The following is a 20,155-nucleotide window of genomic DNA, read 5'->3' on the forward strand; positions in this document are numbered from 1 at the left end:
GCTCCCGCTGAGCTCGCGATCACCACTAGACTCCTTGGACGATGACCCTCCCGGACACCTCGCCTGAGGCTGCCTCTCCGACGTTTGCCGACCTGCAGATCCATCCCTCGGTCCTGCGGGCGATCGCCGACGTCGGCTACGAGTCACCCACGGGCATCCAAGCCGCGACGATTCCGGCGCTGATGGAGGGCTCGGACGTCGTCGGGCTCGCGCAGACCGGCACCGGCAAGACCGCGGCGTTCGCGATCCCGATCCTGTCCAAGATCGACGCCGCCAGCAGGGCGACTCAGGCGCTGGTGCTGGCCCCCACCCGGGAGCTGGCGCTGCAGGTGGCCGAGGCGTTCAGCCGTTACGGGGCCCACCTGCCGAAGATCAACGTGCTGCCGATCTACGGCGGTTCCTCCTACACGGTTCAGCTGGCCGGGCTGCGGCGCGGCGCCCAGGTGGTGGTCGGCACCCCCGGCCGGGTCATCGACCATCTCGAACGCGGGACGCTGGACCTGTCGCACGTCGACTACCTGGTGCTTGACGAGGCCGACGAGATGCTCACCATGGGCTTCGCCGAGGACGTCGAACGCATCTTGGCCGACACCCCCGAGTACAAACAGGTCGCCCTCTTCTCGGCGACCATGCCGGCGGCGATCCGCAAGCTCACCACCAAGTACCTGCACGATCCGCTCGAGGTCTCCACCAAGGCGAAAACCGCTACCGCGGAGAACATTTCACAGCGCTACATCCAGGTCGCCGGTCCGCGAAAGATGGACGCGCTGACCCGGGTGCTGGAAGTCGAGCCGTTCGAGGCGATGATCGTCTTCGTGCGCACCAAGCAGGCTACCGAAGAAGTCGCGGAAAAACTAAGGGCCCGAGGCTTTTCCGCGGCCGCCATCAACGGGGACATTCCTCAGGGCCAGCGGGAGCGGACCGTCGCCGCGCTGAAGGACGGTGGCATCGACATCCTGGTCGCCACCGACGTGGCCGCACGCGGGCTGGATGTGGAGCGGATATCGCACGTCCTCAACTACGACATCCCGCACGACACCGAGTCCTACGTGCACCGCATCGGACGCACCGGCCGGGCCGGCCGCTCGGGGACCGCGCTGCTGTTCGTCTCCCCGCGGGAGCGCCACCTGCTCAAGGCGATCGAGAAGGCGACTCGGCAAACGCTCACCGAGGCCGAGCTGCCCACCGTCGAGGACGTCAATGCCCAGCGGGTGGCGAAGTTCGCCGATTCCATCACCAACGCGCTGGGCCGTCCGGGAATCGAGCTGTTCCGCAAGCTGGTCGAGGACTACGAACGCGAGCATGATGTCCCGCTGGCCGACATAGCCGCGGCCCTGGCGCTGCAGTCCCGCGATGGCGAAGAATTCCTCATGTCGCCCGAGCCGCCGCGCGAGCGGCGCGAGCGGCACACCGAACATCGGGAGCGTCCCGAAAAGCCAAGACAGACCAGACCCTTCACCACTTACCGCATCGCGGTGGGCAAGCGGCACAAGATCGGCCCCGGCTCCATCGTCGGTGCCATCGCCAACGAGGGCGGCCTGCATCGCAGCGATTTCGGCCACATCGCGATCGGCCCGGACTTCTCGCTGGTGGAGTTGCCGGCCAAGCTGCCGACGTCGACCCTGAAAAAGCTCGAGCACACCCGCATTTCGGGAGTGCTGATCAACCTTCAGCCGGACCGTTCGGCGACCAAGCCACGCAGCCGGGATGGCGGAAAGCCGCGCAGGAAACACACCGGATGACCCTGTCCGAAGAACAAGACGCCCAGGGCGGACTCGAGCAGACCGCCCACGTCGACCGGGTCGCCTCCCTGACCGGAATCCGTGCCGTCGCCGCACTTCTCGTCGTCGGCACCCACGCGGCCTACACCACCGGCAAGTACACCCACGGTTATTGGGGCCTGGTCGGCTCCCGGATGGAGATCGGCGTGCCGATCTTTTTCGTGCTCTCCGGCTTCCTGCTGTTCCGGCCGTGGTTGAAATCAGCGGCCACCGGCGGGCCGCCACCGTCGCTGAGTCGCTATGCGTGGCATCGGGTTCGGCGCATCATGCCGGCCTACGTCATCACCGTGCTGTTCGCTTACGTGCTGTACCACTTCCGCGAGGCGGGACCCAACCCCGGGCACACATGGCTCGGCCTGGCGCGCAACCTGACGCTGACGCAGATCTACTGCAACGGCTACCTGGGGAAGTACCTGCATCAGGGCCTGACCCAGATGTGGAGCCTCGCGGTGGAGGCTTCCTTCTACGTGCTGCTTCCGTTGCTGGCATACCTGCTGTTGGTGCTCGTCTGCCGGCGGCGGTGGCAGCCGAGGCTGCTGCTGGGCGCGCTGGCCGCGCTGACGCTGATCAGCCCGGCGTGGCTGATCCTCGTGCACACCGATCACTGGTTCCCCGACGGCGCGCGGCTCTGGCTGCCCACCTATCTGGCCTGGTTCCTCGCCGGGATGCTGCTGGCCGTGCTGCAGGCGATGGGCGTGCGCGGGTACGCGTTCGTGGCCATACCGCTCGCCACGATCTGCTACTTCATCGTCTCGACTCCCATCGCCGGCGCGCCCACCACGTCGCCGGCGACGCTGAGCGAGGCCCTGTTCAAGACTTGTTTCTATGCCGTGATCGCCGCGCTCGCGGTGGCGCCGCTGGCCCTGGGGGACCAGGGCTGGTACTGGCGGATGCTGGCGACGCGGCCGATGGTGTGGCTGGGGGAGATCTCCTACGAAATCTTCCTCATCCACTTGATCACCATGGAATTCGCCATGGTGTACATCGTCCGCGCCCACGTGTACACCGGTTCGATGCTGGGCCTGTTCGTCGCGACGATGGCGCTGACCATCCCCTTGGCCTGGCTGCTGCACCGCTTCACGCGCGTGCGAACCTGAGCGCCCGGGTCGTTGGGGCCCGGTCTGGTGAAACGGGCGCCTAACTCCGGGCGGGAACCGGTGTCACGATCGGCACGACGAACTCTTCGATCATCGCCCGCTCGTCGGCGTCGTCTCGGCCCGGGAACTGCAGCAGTGAAGTGATCACTCGCACCACCCAACGTGCCCGGCGTTCCACCACGGCGGGATCTTCGGGCCCGAGTGAGCCGACGAACGCGGCCGCCAGGGCGGTGATCACCTCGGACTGCCCGGCCACCTCGGCGCCGATCGGCGGCCGGGTGATGGCGAACCACGACGCCAACGCGCGGCTGCCGCGAACCATCCGCAGCGTGGCGGTGATGCTCGCGACGAGCCGTTCCCGGGGATCGTCGATGCCGCCGATCCGCTCCTTGATCGCGCGGCTGAGCCGACGGGTTTCGCGGTGTACGTAGGCGGTTCGCAGCGCCTCGCGGTTCTCGAAGTACCGGTACAGCGTGGCGCGGGAACAGCCGGCGGCCCTGGCGATGTCGTTCATGCCGATCGACGCCTGGTCGCGCTCGGTATAAAGCTGCTCGGCCGCGTCGAGGATCCGGTCCGCGGCCGCTTCGGTGCGGTGCGTGCCCAGCCAGTCGTTCGGCATCAGCGCTTCACCCGCATCGGTACCGACAGCGGGCGCCGCACGTAGCTTCCCCCCGACCAGACGACCGCGGACTCGTCGACCTCGAAATCCGGGCAGCGGGTGAGCAGTTCGGTCAGGGCGACCCGGGATTGCATGCGCGCCGCCGCCGCGCCAAGGCAGTGGTGCGCACCGTGGCTGAAGGTCATGATGTTGCGCGGGCGTCGCGTCACGTCGAGTTCGCCGGCGTCCGGACCATATTGGCGCTCGTCGCGGTTGGCCGACCCGTACAGCAGGAAAACTTTGCGACCGGCGGGGATGGTGGTGTCGCCGATCGTCACGTCGCGGGTGGTCGTGCGGGCCAATCCCTGCACCGGCGAGGTCAGCCTGAGCAGCTCCTCGACCGCGTCGGGGATCAGCCCGAGATCGTCGGCAAGCAGCCGGCGCTGGTCGGGGCGTTGATGCAGCAAAGGCATTGAGCCGCCGAGCATTCCAGTGGTGGTGTCGTTGCCGCCGGTGACCATGGTGAACGTGAACGCCAGCACCGACAGCGTGCCGGCGATATCACCGTCGGCGCCCACGCCGGCGGCCACCAGGTGCGAGATGGTGTCGTCTTCGGGCTCGGTCCGACGGCGCTCGATCAAGGCGGTGAAGTAGGCCATCATCGACCCGACGGCATCACCGACCGTTTCCAGCGCACCGGCGACGCCGCCCTCAACGGTGTTGGCCGCGACGATCACGTCGGTCCATCCATCGAATTGCGCCCGATCTTCCTCGGGGACACCGAGGTAGCGCGCGACCACCATCGACGGCAGGGGTTTGAACAACTCGGTGACGATGTCGCCGCCGCCGTTCGCGCGCAGCCGCTCGATGCGCTCGACGACGAACTCGCGCACCTTGGACTCCACCGCCTCCACCTGTCGTGGCGTGAAGCCGCGCGATACGAGTTTCCGAAACTCGGTGTGCACCGGCGGATCCTGCATGACGAACGGTGGGTTGTCCTGCAGCCCAATCATTTCCAGGTCGCCGTAATTGACAGTCAATCCCTGCGCGGAGGAAAACGTCTCATGGTCGCGGGCGGCGGCCCACACGTCGGCGTGCCGGGACAGCACGTAGTAGTCGTGGTCGGGCCGCTTGGCCGGCACGACGTGGTGCACCGGATCCTGGTCGCGGAGCGCGCGGTACATCGGCCACGGATCCCGCCAGGTGTCGGCGGTCGCCAGCTCGAACTTGACCGGCGCGTTACGAGACATAACCGGGGACATGTCTCATTCGTACGACACTCAGGCCAGAATGTCAACGCGGTCGCCGGCGAGTGTGCGCCTAGCCGCACGCTGAGCACCGAGTGTGCGGCCAGCCGCACACTCGAGTAGATACAAAGCCCTAGATCGCCGCGCCCGGGTTGAGGATGCCCCGTGGGTCCAAGGCCTGCTTGATCCGCCGGTTGAGGTCCATCACCTCGGGCCCGAGGTAGCCGGCCAGCCACGGCCGCTTCAACCGGCCGACGCCGTGCTCGCCGGTGATCGTCCCGCCGAGGCCGACGGCCAAATCCATGATCTCGCCGAACGCGAGATGGGCCCGCTCGGTCATCGCGGCATCCCCGGGGTCGTACACGATCAACGGGTGGGTGTTGCCGTCGCCGGCGTGGGCGATCACCGAGATCGTCAGGTCACGCTCGGCCGCGATGTCCGCGATGCCGGTGACCAGCTGGCCCAGCGCCGGGAGCGGGACCCCGACATCCTCGAGCAGTAGCGATCCCTTCGCCTCCACCGCGGGGATGCAGAACCTGCGGGCAGCGACGAACGCCTCGCCCTCGTCGGGGTCGTCGGTCGAAAATACCTCCGCCGCACCACATTCCGCGAACACCGCGGCTATCACCGAAGCGTCTTCTGAGCCCGCGCGCCCCCTTTCGTCGGACCCGGCCTCCAGCATCGCGGCCGCCCCCCGGTCCAGGTCCATGCGCAAGGTGTCCTCGACGGCGTTGATGGCCACCGAATCCATGAACTCCAGCATCGACGGGCGCAACCGCGCGGTGACCCCGAGCACCGCTTCGACGGCCGCCTCGACCGTCGCGAAAGAGGCCACCACGATGCTGGACGCGTTCTGCTTGGGCACCAGGCGCAGCGTTACCTCGGTGACGACGCCCAGGGTGCCTTCGCTGCCGACGAAAAGCTTCGTCAGCGACAGCCCCGCGACGTCCTTGAGCCTTGGGCCGCCGAGTCGGACCGCCGTGCCGTCGGCCAGCACCACCTGCATCCCCAGCACGTAGTCGGTGGTGACGCCGTACTTGACGCAGCACAGGCCGCCGGCGTTGGTGGCGATGTTGCCGCCGATGCTGCAGATCTCGAAGGACGACGGATCGGGGGGATACCACAGGCCGTGCTCGGCGGCGGCCTTCTTGACCTCGGCGTTGAACAAACCCGGCTGGCATACCGCGGTGCGGGTGACCGGGTCGACGGTGATGTCGCGCATCTTCTCCGTCGACAGGACGATTCCGTTGTCCAGCGCCGTGGCCCCACCGGACAGGCCGCTGCCGGCGCCCCGGGTCACCACCGGGACCGAATGAGCACACGCCCAGCGCAACACGGTTTGCACGTCTTCGGTGCGCCGCGGCCGGACCACGGCCAACGGTTTGCCGGCCGACGGGTCGAAGGCGCGGTCCTGGCGGTAGCCCTCGGTCACGGTCGGGTCGGTGACGATCATGCCGTCGGGCAGGCCGGCGATGAGCTCGGCCAGGACATCAGCGGTCACGGACCGATCCTACGGGCCGGGGGGCGCTGTACAGTTGAGCGATTCTGGCGAAAGGCGGGTCAGAGATGTTCGGACGGCGAGATCTCAGCAAAGTCGGCATCCGTGCGTTTGCGGAGGTCCTCGCCGCCGAGCAGTCGGCGATTTCCGTCACGATCGGCAACCCGAACCTGGTTGGCAACACCGAAGTTCGTTGGAAGCTGCTGCTGCGGGTCACGCCGGACGCCGAACCGCCGTTCGAGGCCAGCCTCACCGCGCTGCTACCTCAGTTGAGCCCACCGCGTCCGGGCATGAGACTGCCGGTGCTCTACGACCCGAAGGACCACAGCCGCATCCAAATGGACCGCCAGCCGGCCGCCACGGCCGATGTGGCAATCGACGCCGTGACCTCGGCCCGTCCCGACCTGGCGGGCGCTCAGGTCATGGGTATGCCGATGGCCGATGTCATCCGCCAAGCCATTGCCGATCCGACCGCATTCCGGGATGAGATGATGCGGCGCGGAGCCGAGATGCAGCAGCAGGCGCTCGGCGCCATGCAGGCGGCGCAGACCCAACAGGCTGCGGACCCGATCGAGCGGCTCGAGCGGCTGGCCGCGCTGAAAGACCGGGGATTGCTCACCGATGAGGAATTCGAGCAGCAAAAGCGCAAGATCCTCGGCGACTGACGGATCACAGCGGCGACTGCCGACTTGCCTCCAAGTCCAACTCCCGCAACGACGGCAGCCGGATGGCCAACAACCCGATCAGCAGAATCGGCACCGCGAGCGCCAGGAAGGTGACGTTCAACCCGGCGGCGTCGGCGAGCGGACCGGCCACCAGCAGGCCCAACGGCCCGGCGGCGTAGGTCAGCCCCGCCATCACCCCGACCACCCTGCCGCGCAGATGATGAGGCGCGCGGGTCTGCATGACGTAGTTGTAGATGGGCTGGATCGGCCCGTAGACCAGGCCGGTCACCGCGCAGAGCACCAAGATCACCGGCAGCGGCGGCAGGAACGCGATGCCCACCGTCGCCGCGCCAAAGGTCAGGGTCGCCGTCAGAACGGCCGTACGCCGCCGGGTGTATTTCGAGAGCGCCGTATAGCCCAGCGCGCCCGCCACGCCACCGACCGCGAGGGCCATCAGCGCCCAACCCAACTCCGCAGGCTGGTCCTGCTCGGCGAAATACTTTGGGAAGAGCACGCTTTCCATCGGCAGGTACAACGCGGTGACGGCCAGGTCGATCAGGCCGAGCGTCCGGAGCACCCGCAGAGTCCAGACGAACCGCAGGCCCTCGACGATGCCGGACACCAACCCGCCGGGGCGGGTCGCGTGGTGGGGCTTGCCGGTGCCTTCGAGCCGCAGCGCACCAATCGCCAACAACGACAACCCGAAACAACCCGCCGTGACCCACATGGTGTCGACGCCGCCGACCGTGGCGATCATCAGGCCGCCGATGCCGGGGCCCACCATGAAACCAAGGTTGAGGATCGCCTCGTAGAGGCCGTTGGTGCGGTCCAGCGACCAGCCCGCGCGGGCGGCGGCCTCGGGCAGCATCGACTGGCGCGCCGTGGTCCCCGCGGGGTCGAAGGCCGCCGCGCAGAAGGCCAATCCGGCCAGCTCGGCGACGTTGATCGCGTCGACGCCGAACACCCAGGTGATCAGCGGGACGGCGCTCACCGCCGCGCCGGAGAGCGAGTCGGAAACGAGCGAAATCCGGCGCCGCCCGAAGAAGTCGACCGCGGAGCCGGCGACCAGGGTGGACAGCACCAGTGGCAGCGTCATGGCCGCGGCCACGATCGACGCGTCGCGCGCGCGGTCATGATGCTGCAACGCCAGCCATGGAAACGCGATCACCGAGATGCCGGTACCGGCCGTCGCCATCAGCGTGGCGGACAAGATGAGAAGCGCCGGGCCGCGGCTCGTATGGCTCATGAAATATCCCGGGCAGAATTTAGCCGTTGATTTGCGGCGAGACCACCGAGTATTTCGGGGCGTTCGGCCGCCGCCTACCGGCTGACTGCAGGATGTTCATGTGCTCCTCCACCCTCGTACCGGCCAGGCGTTCGATTCCCCAGTGGTCCCCGGCACCGGATGGCCGGGTGATCCGGCGACCCCGCAGACCACCGTGGCCGCCGACGCCGCACAGGTCGCCGCGCTCGCGCCGCACGCCGCGTCGATCCCCGAACTCGACGCCCTGATCAGCGTCTGCCGGGCGTGCCCGCGGTTGGTCGAATGGCGCGAAGACGTGGCCGTCATCAAGCGCCGCGCGTTCGCCGACCAGCCGTATTGGGGCCGGCCCGTGCCGGGCTGGGGGTCGGAGCGGCCGCGGCTGTTGATCGTCGGGTTGGCCCCCGCCGCGCACGGGGCCAACCGAACCGGACGCATGTTCACCGGCGACCGGTCCGGCGATCAGCTTTACGCGGCGCTGCACCGGGCCGGGCTCGTCAACCAACCCACCAGCGTGGATGCCGCGGATGGGTTGCGGGCCAACGGGGTTCGCATCGCGGCACCGGTGCGGTGCGCGCCCCCGGCCAACGCCCCGACGCCGGCGGAGCGCGACACCTGCTGGCCCTGGCTGGAGGCCGAATGGCGGCTGGTATCCGAGCATGTGCGCACGATCGTGGCGTTGGGCGGCTTCGCCTGGCAAATCGCGCTGCGCCTGCCGGGAGCGTCCGCCATGCGCAAACCGCGGTTCGGCCACGGGGTGGTGGCGCAATTCGCCCCTGGTGTGCGGTTACTCGGCTGCTACCACCCGAGCCAGCAAAACATGTTTACCGGTAGGTTGACACCAGCAATGCTCGACGACGTTTTCCGAGACGCGAAATGGCTGGCAGGGATCAAGTGACTGACGTTCTGATTTCCGGCGCGAGCGTGGCCGGTGCAACGGCGGCTTATTGGCTTGGACGGCACGGTTATTCGGTCACCGTGGTGGAGCGCCACCCCGGGCCGCGGCCGGGCGGTCAGGCGATCGACGTGCGCGGGCCGGCGCTGGGAGTGCTGGAACGCATGGGGCTGCTGGCCGCCGCCCAAAAACGGAAGACGCAAATTCGGGGCGCTTCCGTCGTCGACCGCGACGGCAACGAGCTCTCCCGCGACACGGAGTCGACGCCCACCAGCGGACCCATCGACAGCCCCGATATCGAGCTCTTGCGTGACGACCTCGTCGAATTGTTGTACGGCGCAAGCCAATGGACGGCCGAATACATCTTCGATGACACCATCATCGGCTTGGAGGACGACGGCACGGCCGTCAACGTGACCTTCGAACGTGCCCCTGCGCGCAGCTTCGACCTGGTCGTCGGGGCAGACGGCCTGCACTCGAACGTGCGCCGATTGGTGTTCGGCCCCGAGGACCAATTCATCGAGCGGCTGGGCACTTACGCGGCGATCTTCACCGTGCCCAATTTTCTCGACTTGGACTATTGGCAGACGTGGCATTACGGGGACTCCACGATGGCCGGGGTGTACAGCGCCCGCAACAACAGCGAGGCCCGGGCCATGCTGGGTTTCATGGACACCGATCTGCGCATCGACTACCGCGATACCGAGGCGCAGTTCGCCGAGCTGGAGCGGCGGATGGCCGACGACGGGTGGGTCCGTCCCCAACTGCTGGAATACCTGCGCGGCGCACCGGATTTCTACTTCGACGAGATGTCCCAGATCAAGATGGACCGCTGGTCGAAGGGCCGGGTGGCGCTGGTCGGCGATGCCGGATATTGCTGTTCGCCGTTGTCGGGCCAGGGAACCAGCGTCGCCCTCCTGGGCGCCTACATCCTGGCCGGCGAGCTCGCCACCGCGGGTGATGACTACGAACTCGGCTTCACCAACTACCGCAAGGAGTTCAACGACTACGTCAGCCGCAACCAATGGCTTGTCGTCGACAACATTCCGGGCGGGGCGCCGATCCCGCAGGAGGTCTTCGACCGCATCGTCAGTTCGATCACGCTGAAGGACTACTGAGATACGAAGGACCGTTGACGCCCGGGAACGTTCGCACGCCATCAGACGTTGACGCGAACGTGCGTCTTTCCGTCCTTGATCTCGTCCCGGTGCGCACCGACCAGACGACCAGCGATGCGCTCGCCGCGACCGTGCAGCTGGCACAGGCCGCGGATCGCCTGGGTTTCACGCGCTACTGGGTCGCCGAGCACCACAACATGCCGTCGGTCGGCGCCACAAGCCCGCCGGTCCTGATCGCCTATCTGGCCGCGCAGACCACGCAGGTGCGGCTGGGGTCCGGCGGTGTGATGCTGCCCAATCACGCGCCGCTGGCGGTGGCCGAGCAGTTCGCGCTGCTGGAGGCCGCCGCCCCGGGCCGCATCGACCTGGGCATCGGTCGGGCGCCCGGGTCCGACCCGGTGACCTCCTACGCGCTGCGTGGCGGCCGGGACGACCGTGACATCGAAAACTTTCCGGAGTACCTCGACGACGTGGCGGCGCTGATGAGCGCGCGCGGCGTGGTGGTACCGCTGCGCTCGGGGGACTATCGCCTCAAGGCGACTCCGGCGGCGGCCGGTGAGCCACGCTTGTGGCTACTGGGCTCGTCGATGTACTCGGCGCATCTGGCCGCCGCCAAGGGGCTGCCGTACGTCTTCGCGCATCACTTCTCGGGCAGCGGAACCGAAGAGGCGCTCGAGCTCTATCGCTCCCGATTCAGGCCCAGCCCCCTAACCCCCGAACCGCTGACGTTCCTGACCGTGAACGCCGCGGTGGCCGAAACACGCGACGAGGCAACGGCATTGATGCTGCCCAACCTACAGATCATGGCGAAGCTGCGCACCGGACAGCCCCTGGGCCCGGTGCCCCTGGTTGAGGAAGCCCAAGACGCCGAGCTGACGCCGCAGCAGGAGCGCATCGTGGAGAGCGGGCTGCAACGAGCGGTCCTCGGTACACCGGCCGAGGCCGCCGACCAGTTGCGAGCGCTTGCGCAGCGGTTCGACGTCGACGAGGTGATGGTGCACCCGGTCGCCTCGGCTCGCCGCGGCATCGACCCGGCCACCGCTCCGGCACGGGTGCTGACGCTGGAATTGCTGGCCAAGGAGTTGTTTTAACCGTCCGTCATAGCCGATCGTTCGGATTCGATGCCCGCGATCGCGCTCCGGGTTGTGATCCAGCGTTGCAGTTCGTCCGGCGGCAACGGCGCGCTGTGCACGAACCCTTGGGTGATGGTGCAGCCGTAGCGCCGCAGCGCGCTCAGGGTGACCTCGTCTTCGACCCCCTCGGCGACCAGGTCGGCGCCCAGGTTCTGGGCCAAGTCCACGGTGGACTGCACAATGGCAACCGACCGCGGGTCCTGGGCCAGCCGCGCTACGAACCTTCGGTCGAGTTTGAGTTCGTCGACCGAGACATCCTGCAGGCGCGCCAGAGACGACCATCCGGTGCCGTAGTCGTCCAGCGAGATCCGAACGCCGAGAAGCTGCAGGGCGGCGACGGTGTTGCGGGAGCGCTCCGAATCGACGAGGGCGCTCTCGGTGATCTCGACGATCAGCGCTTCGGGGGGTAGGCCGTGGACCCGCAGCAGCCGCTCGATGGTGACGGCGAGGTCGAGGTCGAGCAGGTTCGTCGTCGACAGGTTCACCGCGACTGTCAGCGGAATGCCCTGGTCGCGCCAGGACCGAACTTGCTCGAGCGTGAGGTTGATGGTGCGATTGGCGATCGTGCGCATCAAGCCGGCCCGCTCCGCGGCCGGAAGGAATTCCTCTGGCAGCAGCAACCCGCGGGTGGGATGTCGCCAGCGCAGCAACGCCTCGACGCTGTGGACGTTTCCGTCACTCGCGTTCACCTTGGGCTGGTAGTGCACCGTCAACTGGTCGCCATCGATCAGCGCGGCCCGCAACTCCCCGACGAGGTTGGGGTCGTGATCACGGTCAATCTCAAAGGCGGACTCGTACACCGCGATCCTGCTGAGGGCGGACTTGGCGTGCGGGATCGCCGCCTCGGCGCGATTCAACAGCTCCTGCGGATGGTCGCAGTGATCGGGGTAGAGCGCGATGGCGATGCAAGCATCGATCTGCACGCTGATGGCGTCGAGTTCGAATGGGATGCTGACGCCTTCGAGCAACCGCCCCGCCTGGGCGCGTGCGGCGACCAGATCCGATCCCTCACCGAGCAGGATGGCGAATTCTTCGTCGCTCACGCGCGCAAGCAGGTCATCGCGACGAACGCTGTGCGCCAGTCGGTTTGCGATGTGCCACACCAGCTCATCACCGAAGTGGCGACCGACGGAGTCGTTGATCTCGCGCAGCTTATGCAGATTCAGCAAGAGCAGCGAACGACGCGACGACGTCCCGACGGGTGACGCGGAAGCCGACAGCTCGGTCAGCGCCGTCGCGAGTGATCGCCGATTGGGCAGGGTGGTCAATTCGTCCGTCATGGCCTGCTGGTGGCTTTCGGCCAGCATGCTGATATCCCGGAAGGTCACCGAGAATCGGGCGGCGACCGCAACGAGGCTCAGCGCGGCGAGCGTCGACGCGAGCCGCGAATCGTGCCCCAGGATGGTGACGCCCAGTGCTACGACGGTGCAGGTCACCGGAACCGCGTAGGAGGCGAGTCCACGCCGTGCCGCCGGCGCCGCCGACGACCCACGCGCCCAGCTGGCCATCGCCACCAGCAGCGACGAAGCCGGCCAGAGCGCGTCCAGCGTGGTGCCGACCCGGTATGAGCCCGCCGAGGTTTGAAAGAGGTAGGCCGTGTCGGCGACCGCGAAGCCAACCAGCCCGACCACCAGAAAACCCCAGCGAAATTCGCTGCGCCAACCGAGGATTGGCAGCATGCCGACGGCCAGCGCCAGCAGGACCAGATCGCCCCACGGGTAGACCAGACCCACCAGCACGGTGGCGGGTGTCCGTGCGGCGGCGCCATGCATGGGCCCGGCCCGCAGCGCCGCGGCCAGTGCGGCGACGGCCAACGCGCACACCAGGGAATCGAGGCGGATGGGCATCGGCACCCGCTTGAGGCGCGATCGCATCAGCAGCAGAATCCCGGCATAGACGAGCGGATAGAAAGCCAGGTATTCGGGATCGGCAACCGAGGGCGACTGGGCGTTCGGGACCCATAAGGCATAGGCGACGTCACCTAGCGCCGACAACGCCATGCCCGCCGCGATCAAAGACCACGCAAGGCGGTCGGCCTTGAGGCGGCACGCGCGCACGGCAATCAGCCCGGCCGCCAGCAGGTTCAACGCCGAGTACAGGGATTTGGCGAAGAAGACGCTGTGGCTGGCGTTCGGGTAGAGGGCGCTGGTCGCAGTGAACGCGACCACGCCAATGATCAAGAGGGACAATGCAATCCGGATGGCTGTCGGGGGCCACCGGACGCCGTCGATACCTTCCTGCGGTTGCACCGGCCGTGACGTCCCTACGTCAGCGGCGCGCCTGAACATCGGTGCGGCGCCCGGCTTGGCGACCTTTACTGCCGCCGGGATGGGCCCCGTCGGCTGCGCGGTCGAGAACGAGAGGGACAGATCCGGCACGAAGCTCCGAATGCATTGGCCGCCTTCGCGTTTAGCGGTGTACATGGCCAGGTCGGCATGCCTGAGGAGCTGCTCGACGCTGCAGTCCGACGAGGCGGTGGCGACCGTGTAACCGACACTCGGTCGGACCGGTATCGGAACGCCATCGACCAGAATCGGGGCGTTGAACGCCTCGAGAACCCGTCGCGCCGCTCCTTGTGATTCTTCGATGGACCCCTCGATGAGCACTGCGAACTCATCACCACCGAGGCGAGCGGTGACGCACCTGTCGTCCAAGGCGGCGGTGAGCCGCCCGGCGACCCGGATCAGCAATTCGTCACCGGCAGGGTGGCCGAGGGCGTCGTTGACCGATTTGAAATTGTCGAGGTCGAGGCACAACACCGCAATGGGCGAAATTTCGCAGCTTCGCCGGGCGACGGCCTGCTCCAGCCGATCGAGGAAGTAGGCCCGATTGGCCAGCCCCGTCAGGCTGTCACGGAACGCTTCCCGCGCCACCTCGGACAACAACCTCTGGTTCTCCATCAGCATGACGAATTGCCGGACGAGCACCGCGGCCACCAGGATCCCCAGCGCGATCAGCAGAGGTCCGTGCGCCATCAACCTGACCGCGCGGGTCAGCCCGACTGCGGCGGCCACCAGCAGCGGCAGGTACGGCAGCCACAGCCGGGTGCGCGACCGTATTTCGTCGTCACGCGCCCCCGGCACCGGCACCTCGTAGACGCTCGACAGCGCGGCGAGCGCGATCATGGCGAGCCCGCCCACTCTGCCGAGGTCCACGAGATCGCTGACCTGGTAGCTGCCGATCCCGCTCTTGAACACCATCGTGATGTCGGCAATGCTGATCGTCGTCACGCCCCCGGCCAGCAGGTTGCGGCTCGGCGGGTCGCCGCGACGAACCCGGGACAGCATCAGGATCGAGGTCGTCAGCAGGAGGACGTCGTTGAAGACTTCGGCGATCGTCGTCGCCTGCGAACCGCTGTCCTCGCGCAGTTGTTTCTCGAGGACGAAGACCCACGACACCACGAACAGCGACGTCGCCACGATGAGGCCGTCCAGCACCAGTCGCCGCGGGCTTTGCCGCGAGAAGCGCGACAACAGCACCAGCGACGCGTACGCGCCGAACGGCCATAGCAACAGCACGATCTCCGCGGCGGCGGGATGGGTGGCGTGGGCCAGTTCCGAACGCACGTCGTACACGGCCCAGATGACCTCGCCCGCCGCCCAGCCCAGCTGGGCCGTCACCATTGCCAGCCACCCGGCCCTTTGCCGACCGGCCGCCGACCGGGCCGCGTAGCCGGCACACCCCGCCCCGAACAGCAGGCACACCGCCAGGGCGATTTCGTCGACCGGTCGGGTTGCGTAGGCGCCCTCCCAGCCGCCGATCGAGGAAGCCACCACCAGGGCGGCCGCCAAACCGTATGCACCGACGAAGAGCCAACCGAGCCGCGGGGGCAGCCTGAATCGCCGCCAAGGGTTTCCCGCCCACGGACTCATACCCGCTCCAGCCGATCCCGCGCCGTTTGGTGAGCCATCGAGTAATTCACCGCGCGCTAGTGGAGAATAAACCTCCGCGTCAGGTTCAGGGTCGACGTCGCGCGAGTACCACGACGGGAATCGGTCGCGAGGTCTTCTGCTGGTAGGCCGTGTACCGGTCGCCGTTGTTCTTGTTGACGATCTGCCACAGCCGGGCGTAGTCGGGATCGTCCGGCAGCACCGCGCGGGCGGTCATCGCCAAACGCTTTGGCCCGACGTTGATCTCCACGTCCGGATGCTTGCGCAGGTTGTGATACCAGCCGGGCGCGCGCGGGTCGCCGCCCTTGGAAGCGACGATCAGGTAGTCGTCGCCGTCCCGGGCATAGGTGAGCGCCGCTGTTCGCGCCTGGCCCGTCTTAGCGCCCACGGTATGGAGCAGCAGGCTGGGTATCAGCAGCATGCGATGACCGATCCAGCCGTTCGTCCTGCGATAGACGGTGTCGTGTACGCGCAGGACCTGAGGCAGCAACCGCTGCTCGACCCAGGACGGAAGTGCCATCCGCCCAGTATTACTGGCTGGCGTCGATGCGGGCCAGAGCCGAGCGCAGGATTTCCGCGGTGGCGTCCCGGTCGGGGTCGCGCCGCAGCAACATTCCCTTGGCGACCGACAGTTTGTCGCCGTTGCGCCGGGGCAGCACGTGTAGGTGGATGTGGAACACCGTCTGAAAGGCGGCGCTGCCGTCGTTGATCGCGATGTTGGTCGCGTCGGCCAACTCCGTCGCGCGGGCGGCGCGGGCGATCCGTTGGCCGATGGTGACCAGCCCAGCCAGCGTCTCCGGCGGCGTGTCGGTGAGATCCACGCTGTGCCTCTTGGGGATCACCAGGGTGTGGCCGCGGGTGAACGGGCGGATGTCGAGGATCGCCAGGTAGTCGTCGTCTTCATGGATCCGGATGGCCGGGGCCTCGCCGGCGACGATCGCACAGAACACGCAGGGCATGTCGCCCACGGTACTGGCCGGCCCGGTGCGGGGGATACGCTGCCGCAGTGGACGCTCGCGACGTGGCCTTTGCCGGCGCGGCGGCTCAGGCACGAATGCTGGCCGACGGCGAACTGACCGCGCCCGAGCTGCTCGAAATCTACCTGGAACGGATCGCGCGGCTGGACAGCCAGCTGCGCTGCTATCGCGTGGTGCTCTCGGACAGCGCGCGATACGAGGCCGCCGTCGCGCAGGACCGCCTCGACGCCGGCGAGCGGCTCCCGCTGCTCGGGGTGCCGATCGCGATCAAAGACGATGTCGACGTCGCCGGCGAGGTGACGACCTATGGCAGCGGCGGACACCGCCCCGCCGCGACCTCCGACGCGGAGGTGGTCCGCCGGCTACGCGCCGCGGGCGCCGTCATCCTCGGCAAGACCAATGTGCCCGAGCTGATGATGTTTCCCTACACCGAATCGCTGACGTTCGGTGCGACCCGCAACCCATGGAATCCCAGGCGAACTCCAGGCGGCAGCAGTGGCGGCAGCGCCGCCGCGGTGGCCGCCGGACTCGCTCCGCTGGCGCTGGGGTCCGACGGTGGCGGGTCGATTCGCATCCCGGCGATCTGGTGCGGACTGTTCGGCGTCAAACCACAACGGGATCGAGTGTCGTTGGAGCCGCACGACGATGCGTGGTACGGGCTGAGTGTCAACGGCCCGCTCGCCCGGTCGGTCCTGGACGCGGCGCTTTTCCTCGATGCGACGTCGACCGTGCCGGGGCCCGAGGGCGAGTTCGCGGCCGCGGCGACGCGTCACCCCGGCAAGCTGCGAATTGCCTTGAGCACCAAGTCGCCAACGCCGCTGCCCGTCAGGATCGGCAAGCATCAGCTCACGGCGGTAGAACAGGCCGGCGCGTTGCTCCGCGATCTCGGTCATGACGTGATCACCGCCGACCCCGACTATCCGCCGTCGGCCATCATGACCAATTACCTGCCCCGCTACCTGCGCGGTATCAGTGACGACGCCGATTCGCTCGCTTACCCCGAACGTCTCGAAGCGCGCACCCGCAACCTGGCGCGCGCCGGTTCGTTTTTCTCGGACCGCCGAATGACCGCCCTTCGCGACGCGGAGCCGGCAGCGGCCGCCCGGATCCAAGCGATCTTCGACGACGTCGATGTCGTCGTCACGCCCGGCAACGCGACGGGCCCGTCTCGCATCGGCGCCTACCAGCGCCGCGGCGCGGTATGGACGCTGCTGGCGGTGGCGCAACAGGTGCCCTACCAGCAGGTCTGGAACCTGACCGGACAGCCTGCGGCGGCCGTGCCGTGGGACTTCGACGGTGACGGTCTGCCGATCGCCGTGCAGCTGGTGGGCAGGCCGTACGACGAAGCGACGCTGTTGTCGCTGGCCGCGCAGATCGAATCCGCCAGGCCGTGGGCACACCGGCAACCGCCGGTGTCATAAAGAGCGCCTCATCTATTGCGCCGACCCGCTTCGCCCGGCTTCGCCGCGCTCGCGATCGACGTGATCTCGCGCCACGCGGCCAGCTTGGCGCCCGGTCGGATGGCGTTTGCCGGGCTCGTCGACGGTAGCCGCCGGTACTCGACCCGCTCGTCGGCCTCGGCGAGCCTGCGGTACAGCTCCGCAGCCTTGGCGCCGTTGAAGTAGACCCGCGCGATCGTTGGGTACCGCGCGAACAGTCCATCGAAGTCGTTGACCGCCAGGCTTTTCGGCTCGATTGCCGCATCCGCGCTGCCGGCGCGGCGACATGCGCGCAAGACGTCCCAGAGGGCCACGCCCGCCGATTGCAGCGCGACCAGCCGTGCTTCGTACGGCGCCGTCGCGTCGAACCCGAACAGCTCGCCGGTGATCGGCCAGAACGCATTTCGGGGATTGCCGTAGTACTGACCGACTGCCAGGGATTGTGCGCTGGGAAATGACCCCAGGATCAGCACACTCGCGTGCTCATCGACGATCGGCGGAAATCCCCGCAGCAGAGGTGTGCTCATCGCTTTCCATCATGGCTCGCGATCGGCGCCCGTTGTACGTTGACGAAGTGGACGAGGACCTACTCGACGGACTCGAGGGCAGCGCACGCGCCGAACGGGCCGAATTGGTGGAGTGGCTGCTCGAGCAGGGCATCACCGCCGAGGAGATCAGGACGACCAATCCGCCGCTGCTGCTGGCCACCCGCCACCTCATCGGTGACGACGGCAGTTACGTGTCCGCCCGAGAGATCAGCGAGACCCACGGCATCGAACTGGACCTTCTGCAGCAGTTGCAACGCGCCATCGGTCTGGCCCGAATCGAGGACCCCGATGCCGTCGTGCACATGCGCGCCGACGGTGAAGCCGCCGCCTACGCCCGGCGTTTCGTCGAGCTGGGCCTGGATCCCGAGCAGGTGGTGCTGGTGGTCCGGGTGCTCGCGGAAGGCCTGTCCCGGGCCGCCGAGGTCATGCGCTACTCCGCGCTTTCGGCGATCATGCGGCCGGGGGCAACCGAACTGGAAATCGCCAAGGCGTCAAAGGCATTAGTCAGCCAAATCGCGCCCGAACTCGGCCCGCTGCTGCGGCACATGATGTTCATGCAGCTGCGCCACATGATGGAGACCGAAGCGGTCAACGCCGCCGAGCGCGCCGCCGGCCAGCCGCTGCCGGGAGCGCGTCAGATCACGGTGGCCTTCGCCGACCTCGTCGGCTTCACCCGGATCGGCGAAGCGGTGTCGGCGGAGGAGCTGGGTCATCTGGCCAACCGGCTGGCGGTCCTGGCCCGAGACGTCACCGTCCCGCCCGTGCGGTTCATCAAGACGATCGGCGACGCGGTCATGTTCGTCTGCCCCGATCCGCTGCCCATGCTCGACGTGGTGGTGAAGCTCGTGGACGCCGTCGACACCGACGCCGACTTCCCGCGGCTGAGAGCGGGGGTGGCCTCCGGCATGGCGGTGAGCCGGGCGGGAGACTGGTTCGGCAGCCCGGTCAACGTCGCGAGCCGGGTCACCAGTGTGGCGCGCCCGGGCACGGTGCTGGCGGCGGACTCGGTCTGGGAGACGATCGGCGACGCCGGCCGATTCGATGCGTCGTTCGCCGGTGCGCGCCGCCTCAAGGGCATCAAGAACGAGGTCAAGCTCTTCCGGATCCGCCGCGGGGACGGTTCTGGCGGCGACTGACCGGGGAAATCCTGCGGACATGGGCAGGCCCGGACGACGCTAGGGGGCGTTGGGCTCCGTCATGCGCGGGTCCTACGCGGCCGGTTTTCTACCCTGACATCCGGCGCTTGGGAATTGGTCGTTTCCGGGCCTGCTTCGCTACCAAAAATACAACTTTGAACTGCCCATATCAACGGGTTTTCCGCACCCGACGCGCCTTCTGCGCGCGGGCCGGTGCGGGGCTGCGTTCGCCGGCGGTGAACGCCATTCCATTGCGGCTGTAACGATGTAATCATGTAATTATGAAATCTCACCACACGCACGGCCGGCGCTACGGCCGCCCCGGCGGCTGGCAGCAGGCACAGCAACCCGACGCGAGCGACGCCGCCGAATGGTTCGCCGGGCGCCTGCCCGAAAGCTGGTTCGACGGCGACCCGACGGTCATCGTCGACCGCGAAGAGATCACGGTCATCGGGAGACTGCCCGAACCGCAGGGCTCGGAGAAAGAGACCGAGGCCCGCGCGGAAGGGCGCGCGTCGCGCTTCCGCGAGGAAACCCGTTCGGAGCGAATGCGCATCGCCGACGAGGCGCAGGATCGCTACGGCCGCAAGGTTTCCTGGGGCGTCGAGATCGGCTCCAGCACCGGCGCGGAGCGAATCCTCTTCACTCACATCGCAGTACCTGTGATGACGCGCTTGAAGCAACCGGAGCGTCAGGTGCTCGACACATTGGTCGACGCCGGCGTCGCGCGGTCCCGCGCGGACGCGCTCGCGTGGTCGGTCAAGCTCGTCGGCGAACATGCCGAGGAATGGTTGGCCAAGTTGCGTAGCGCCATGTCGGCGGTCGACGATCTGCGCGCCGAGGGCCCCGACCTTCAGTCGTAATTCAAAGTC

17 protein-coding genes are annotated in these 20,155 nt (G+C 67.8%); 9 read left to right on the plus strand and 8 right to left on the minus strand.

The features are described from left to right. Window positions 1-41: 41 nt before the first annotated feature. Both A5756_RS13350 and A5756_RS13355 read left to right on the plus strand, forming a co-directional pair. The gene (locus tag A5756_RS13350; protein WP_066952949.1) at window positions 42-1,742 is read left to right on the plus strand and encodes a DEAD/DEAH box helicase; all 1,701 of its coding nucleotides are present in this window, start codon (window positions 42-44) and stop codon (window positions 1,740-1,742) included. Then, window positions 1,739-2,878 carry an acyltransferase gene (locus A5756_RS13355; RefSeq protein WP_066952951.1) on the plus strand — a complete coding sequence of 380 codons (1,140 nt, stop codon included), beginning with the start codon at window positions 1,739-1,741 and terminating at the stop codon, window positions 2,876-2,878. The genes A5756_RS13350 and A5756_RS13355 overlap by 4 nt, the downstream gene beginning before the upstream one ends. Window positions 2,879-2,918: 40 nt before the next feature. Here the strand turns inward: A5756_RS13355 and A5756_RS13360 are convergent, their stop codons facing one another. The 3 genes from A5756_RS13360 to A5756_RS13370 form a co-directional block, all read right to left on the minus strand. Next, window positions 2,919-3,497 (minus strand): TetR/AcrR family transcriptional regulator, encoded by a 579-nt coding sequence (locus tag A5756_RS13360; protein WP_066952953.1) that lies wholly within the window; start codon window positions 3,495-3,497, stop codon window positions 2,919-2,921. Then, complete coding sequence (locus A5756_RS13365) at window positions 3,497-4,738, minus strand: cytochrome P450 (RefSeq protein ID WP_197505771.1); 1,242 nt, start codon at window positions 4,736-4,738, stop codon at window positions 3,497-3,499. The genes A5756_RS13360 and A5756_RS13365 overlap by 1 nt, the downstream gene beginning before the upstream one ends. Window positions 4,739-4,856: 118 nt before the next feature. After that, window positions 4,857-6,224 carry an FAD-binding oxidoreductase gene (locus A5756_RS13370; RefSeq protein WP_066952956.1) on the minus strand — a complete coding sequence of 456 codons (1,368 nt, stop codon included), beginning with the start codon at window positions 6,222-6,224 and terminating at the stop codon, window positions 4,857-4,859. A gap of 65 nt (window positions 6,225-6,289) precedes the next feature. On the opposite strand from A5756_RS13370, the gene A5756_RS26250 reads away from it, so the two are divergent. Beyond that, complete coding sequence (locus tag A5756_RS26250; protein WP_066952958.1) at window positions 6,290-6,886, plus strand: SHOCT domain-containing protein; 597 nt, start codon at window positions 6,290-6,292, stop codon at window positions 6,884-6,886. 4 nt (window positions 6,887-6,890) lie between these two features. Here the strand turns inward: A5756_RS26250 and A5756_RS13380 are convergent, their stop codons facing one another. After that, window positions 6,891-8,132: an MFS transporter gene (locus A5756_RS13380; RefSeq protein ID WP_066952960.1), complete on the minus strand. Its 1,242-nt coding sequence runs from the start codon at window positions 8,130-8,132 to the stop codon at window positions 6,891-6,893. A gap of 85 nt (window positions 8,133-8,217) precedes the next feature. Between A5756_RS13380 and A5756_RS13385 the strand changes: the two genes are divergently transcribed. Genes A5756_RS13385 through A5756_RS13395 form a run of 3 tightly spaced genes read left to right on the plus strand, consistent with a single transcriptional unit; the run spans window position 8,218 to window position 11,251 of the window. Beyond that, window positions 8,218-9,045 carry a uracil-DNA glycosylase gene (locus A5756_RS13385; protein WP_066952962.1) on the plus strand — a complete coding sequence of 276 codons (828 nt, stop codon included), beginning with the start codon at window positions 8,218-8,220 and terminating at the stop codon, window positions 9,043-9,045. Beyond that, complete coding sequence (locus A5756_RS13390; RefSeq protein WP_369828640.1) at window positions 9,024-10,160, plus strand: FAD-binding protein; 1,137 nt, start codon at window positions 9,024-9,026, stop codon at window positions 10,158-10,160. Before A5756_RS13385 ends, A5756_RS13390 begins: the two co-directional genes overlap by 22 nt. Before the next feature lie 59 nt (window positions 10,161-10,219). Further along, complete coding sequence (locus A5756_RS13395) at window positions 10,220-11,251, plus strand: LLM class flavin-dependent oxidoreductase (protein ID WP_066952966.1); 1,032 nt, start codon at window positions 10,220-10,222, stop codon at window positions 11,249-11,251. Here the strand turns inward: A5756_RS13395 and A5756_RS13400 are convergent. The 3 genes from A5756_RS13400 to A5756_RS13410 form a co-directional block, all read right to left on the minus strand. Continuing rightward, window positions 11,248-15,165, minus strand: a complete 3,918-nt coding sequence (locus A5756_RS13400; protein WP_082960030.1) for a bifunctional diguanylate cyclase/phosphodiesterase — start codon at window positions 15,163-15,165, stop codon at window positions 11,248-11,250. The two genes, A5756_RS13395 and A5756_RS13400, sit on opposite strands and share 4 nt — an antisense overlap. Before the next feature lie 85 nt (window positions 15,166-15,250). Next, window positions 15,251-15,703, minus strand: a complete 453-nt coding sequence (locus A5756_RS13405) for a nitroreductase family deazaflavin-dependent oxidoreductase (RefSeq protein ID WP_066952968.1) — start codon at window positions 15,701-15,703, stop codon at window positions 15,251-15,253. A gap of 10 nt (window positions 15,704-15,713) precedes the next feature. Next, window positions 15,714-16,142 (minus strand): HIT family protein, encoded by a 429-nt coding sequence (locus tag A5756_RS13410; RefSeq protein WP_066953048.1) that lies wholly within the window; start codon window positions 16,140-16,142, stop codon window positions 15,714-15,716. Window positions 16,143-16,189: 47 nt separating this feature from the next. On the opposite strand from A5756_RS13410, the gene A5756_RS13415 reads away from it, so the two are divergent. Further along, entirely contained in the window at window positions 16,190-17,581 is a 1,392-nt protein-coding gene (locus A5756_RS13415) for an amidase (protein ID WP_082948365.1), read from the plus strand. Window positions 17,582-17,589: 8 nt separating this feature from the next. Here A5756_RS13415 and A5756_RS13420 read toward each other — a convergent pair whose 3' ends face one another. After that, window positions 17,590-18,126, minus strand: coding sequence for a DNA-deoxyinosine glycosylase (locus A5756_RS13420; RefSeq protein WP_066952972.1), 537 nt, complete (start codon window positions 18,124-18,126; stop codon window positions 17,590-17,592). Between the two features lie 11 nt (window positions 18,127-18,137). Here A5756_RS13420 and A5756_RS13425 point away from each other — a divergent pair, with 11 nt between their 5' ends. Both A5756_RS13425 and A5756_RS13430 read left to right on the plus strand, forming a co-directional pair. Further along, window positions 18,138-19,283 carry an adenylate/guanylate cyclase domain-containing protein gene (locus tag A5756_RS13425; protein ID WP_066953050.1) on the plus strand — a complete coding sequence of 382 codons (1,146 nt, stop codon included), beginning with the start codon at window positions 18,138-18,140 and terminating at the stop codon, window positions 19,281-19,283. 281 nt (window positions 19,284-19,564) lie between these two features. Continuing rightward, on the plus strand, window positions 19,565-20,146 hold the full coding sequence (locus A5756_RS13430) for a hypothetical protein (protein WP_066952975.1): 582 nt from the start codon (window positions 19,565-19,567) through the stop codon (window positions 20,144-20,146). Window positions 20,147-20,155 lie beyond the last annotated feature (9 nt).

Origin of the sequence: Mycobacterium sp. 852002-53434_SCH5985345 (assembly GCF_001667155.1) — a bacterium.
Classification (GTDB): Bacteria; Actinomycetota; Actinomycetes; order Mycobacteriales; family Mycobacteriaceae; genus Mycobacterium.

What these genes read in the sequence shown, in the direction of transcription:
- A5756_RS13380 (WP_066952960.1), bottom strand. Translation starts at nt 8,132, where the DNA reads ATGAGCCATACGAGCCGCGGCCCGGCGCTTCTCATCTTGTCCGCCACG.
- A5756_RS13355 (WP_066952951.1), top strand. Translation starts at nt 1,739, where the DNA reads ATGACCCTGTCCGAAGAACAAGACGCCCAGGGCGGACTCGAGCAGACC.
- A5756_RS13360 (WP_066952953.1), bottom strand. Translation starts at nt 3,497, where the DNA reads ATGCCGAACGACTGGCTGGGCACGCACCGCACCGAAGCGGCCGCGGAC.
- A5756_RS13430 (WP_066952975.1), top strand. Translation starts at nt 19,565, where the DNA reads ATGAAATCTCACCACACGCACGGCCGGCGCTACGGCCGCCCCGGCGGC.
- A5756_RS13400 (WP_082960030.1), bottom strand. Translation starts at nt 15,165, where the DNA reads ATGAGTCCGTGGGCGGGAAACCCTTGGCGGCGATTCAGGCTGCCCCCG.
- A5756_RS13425 (WP_066953050.1), top strand. Translation starts at nt 18,138, where the DNA reads ATGGCTCGCGATCGGCGCCCGTTGTACGTTGACGAAGTGGACGAGGAC.
- A5756_RS13405 (WP_066952968.1), bottom strand. Translation starts at nt 15,703, where the DNA reads ATGGCACTTCCGTCCTGGGTCGAGCAGCGGTTGCTGCCTCAGGTCCTG.
- A5756_RS13390 (WP_369828640.1), top strand. Translation starts at nt 9,024, where the DNA reads ATGGCTGGCAGGGATCAAGTGACTGACGTTCTGATTTCCGGCGCGAGC.
- A5756_RS13365 (WP_197505771.1), bottom strand. Translation starts at nt 4,738, where the DNA reads ATGTCCCCGGTTATGTCTCGTAACGCGCCGGTCAAGTTCGAGCTGGCG.
- A5756_RS13350 (WP_066952949.1), top strand. Translation starts at nt 42, where the DNA reads ATGACCCTCCCGGACACCTCGCCTGAGGCTGCCTCTCCGACGTTTGCC.
- A5756_RS26250 (WP_066952958.1), top strand. Translation starts at nt 6,290, where the DNA reads ATGTTCGGACGGCGAGATCTCAGCAAAGTCGGCATCCGTGCGTTTGCG.
- A5756_RS13420 (WP_066952972.1), bottom strand. Translation starts at nt 18,126, where the DNA reads ATGAGCACACCTCTGCTGCGGGGATTTCCGCCGATCGTCGATGAGCAC.
- A5756_RS13410 (WP_066953048.1), bottom strand. Translation starts at nt 16,142, where the DNA reads ATGCCCTGCGTGTTCTGTGCGATCGTCGCCGGCGAGGCCCCGGCCATC.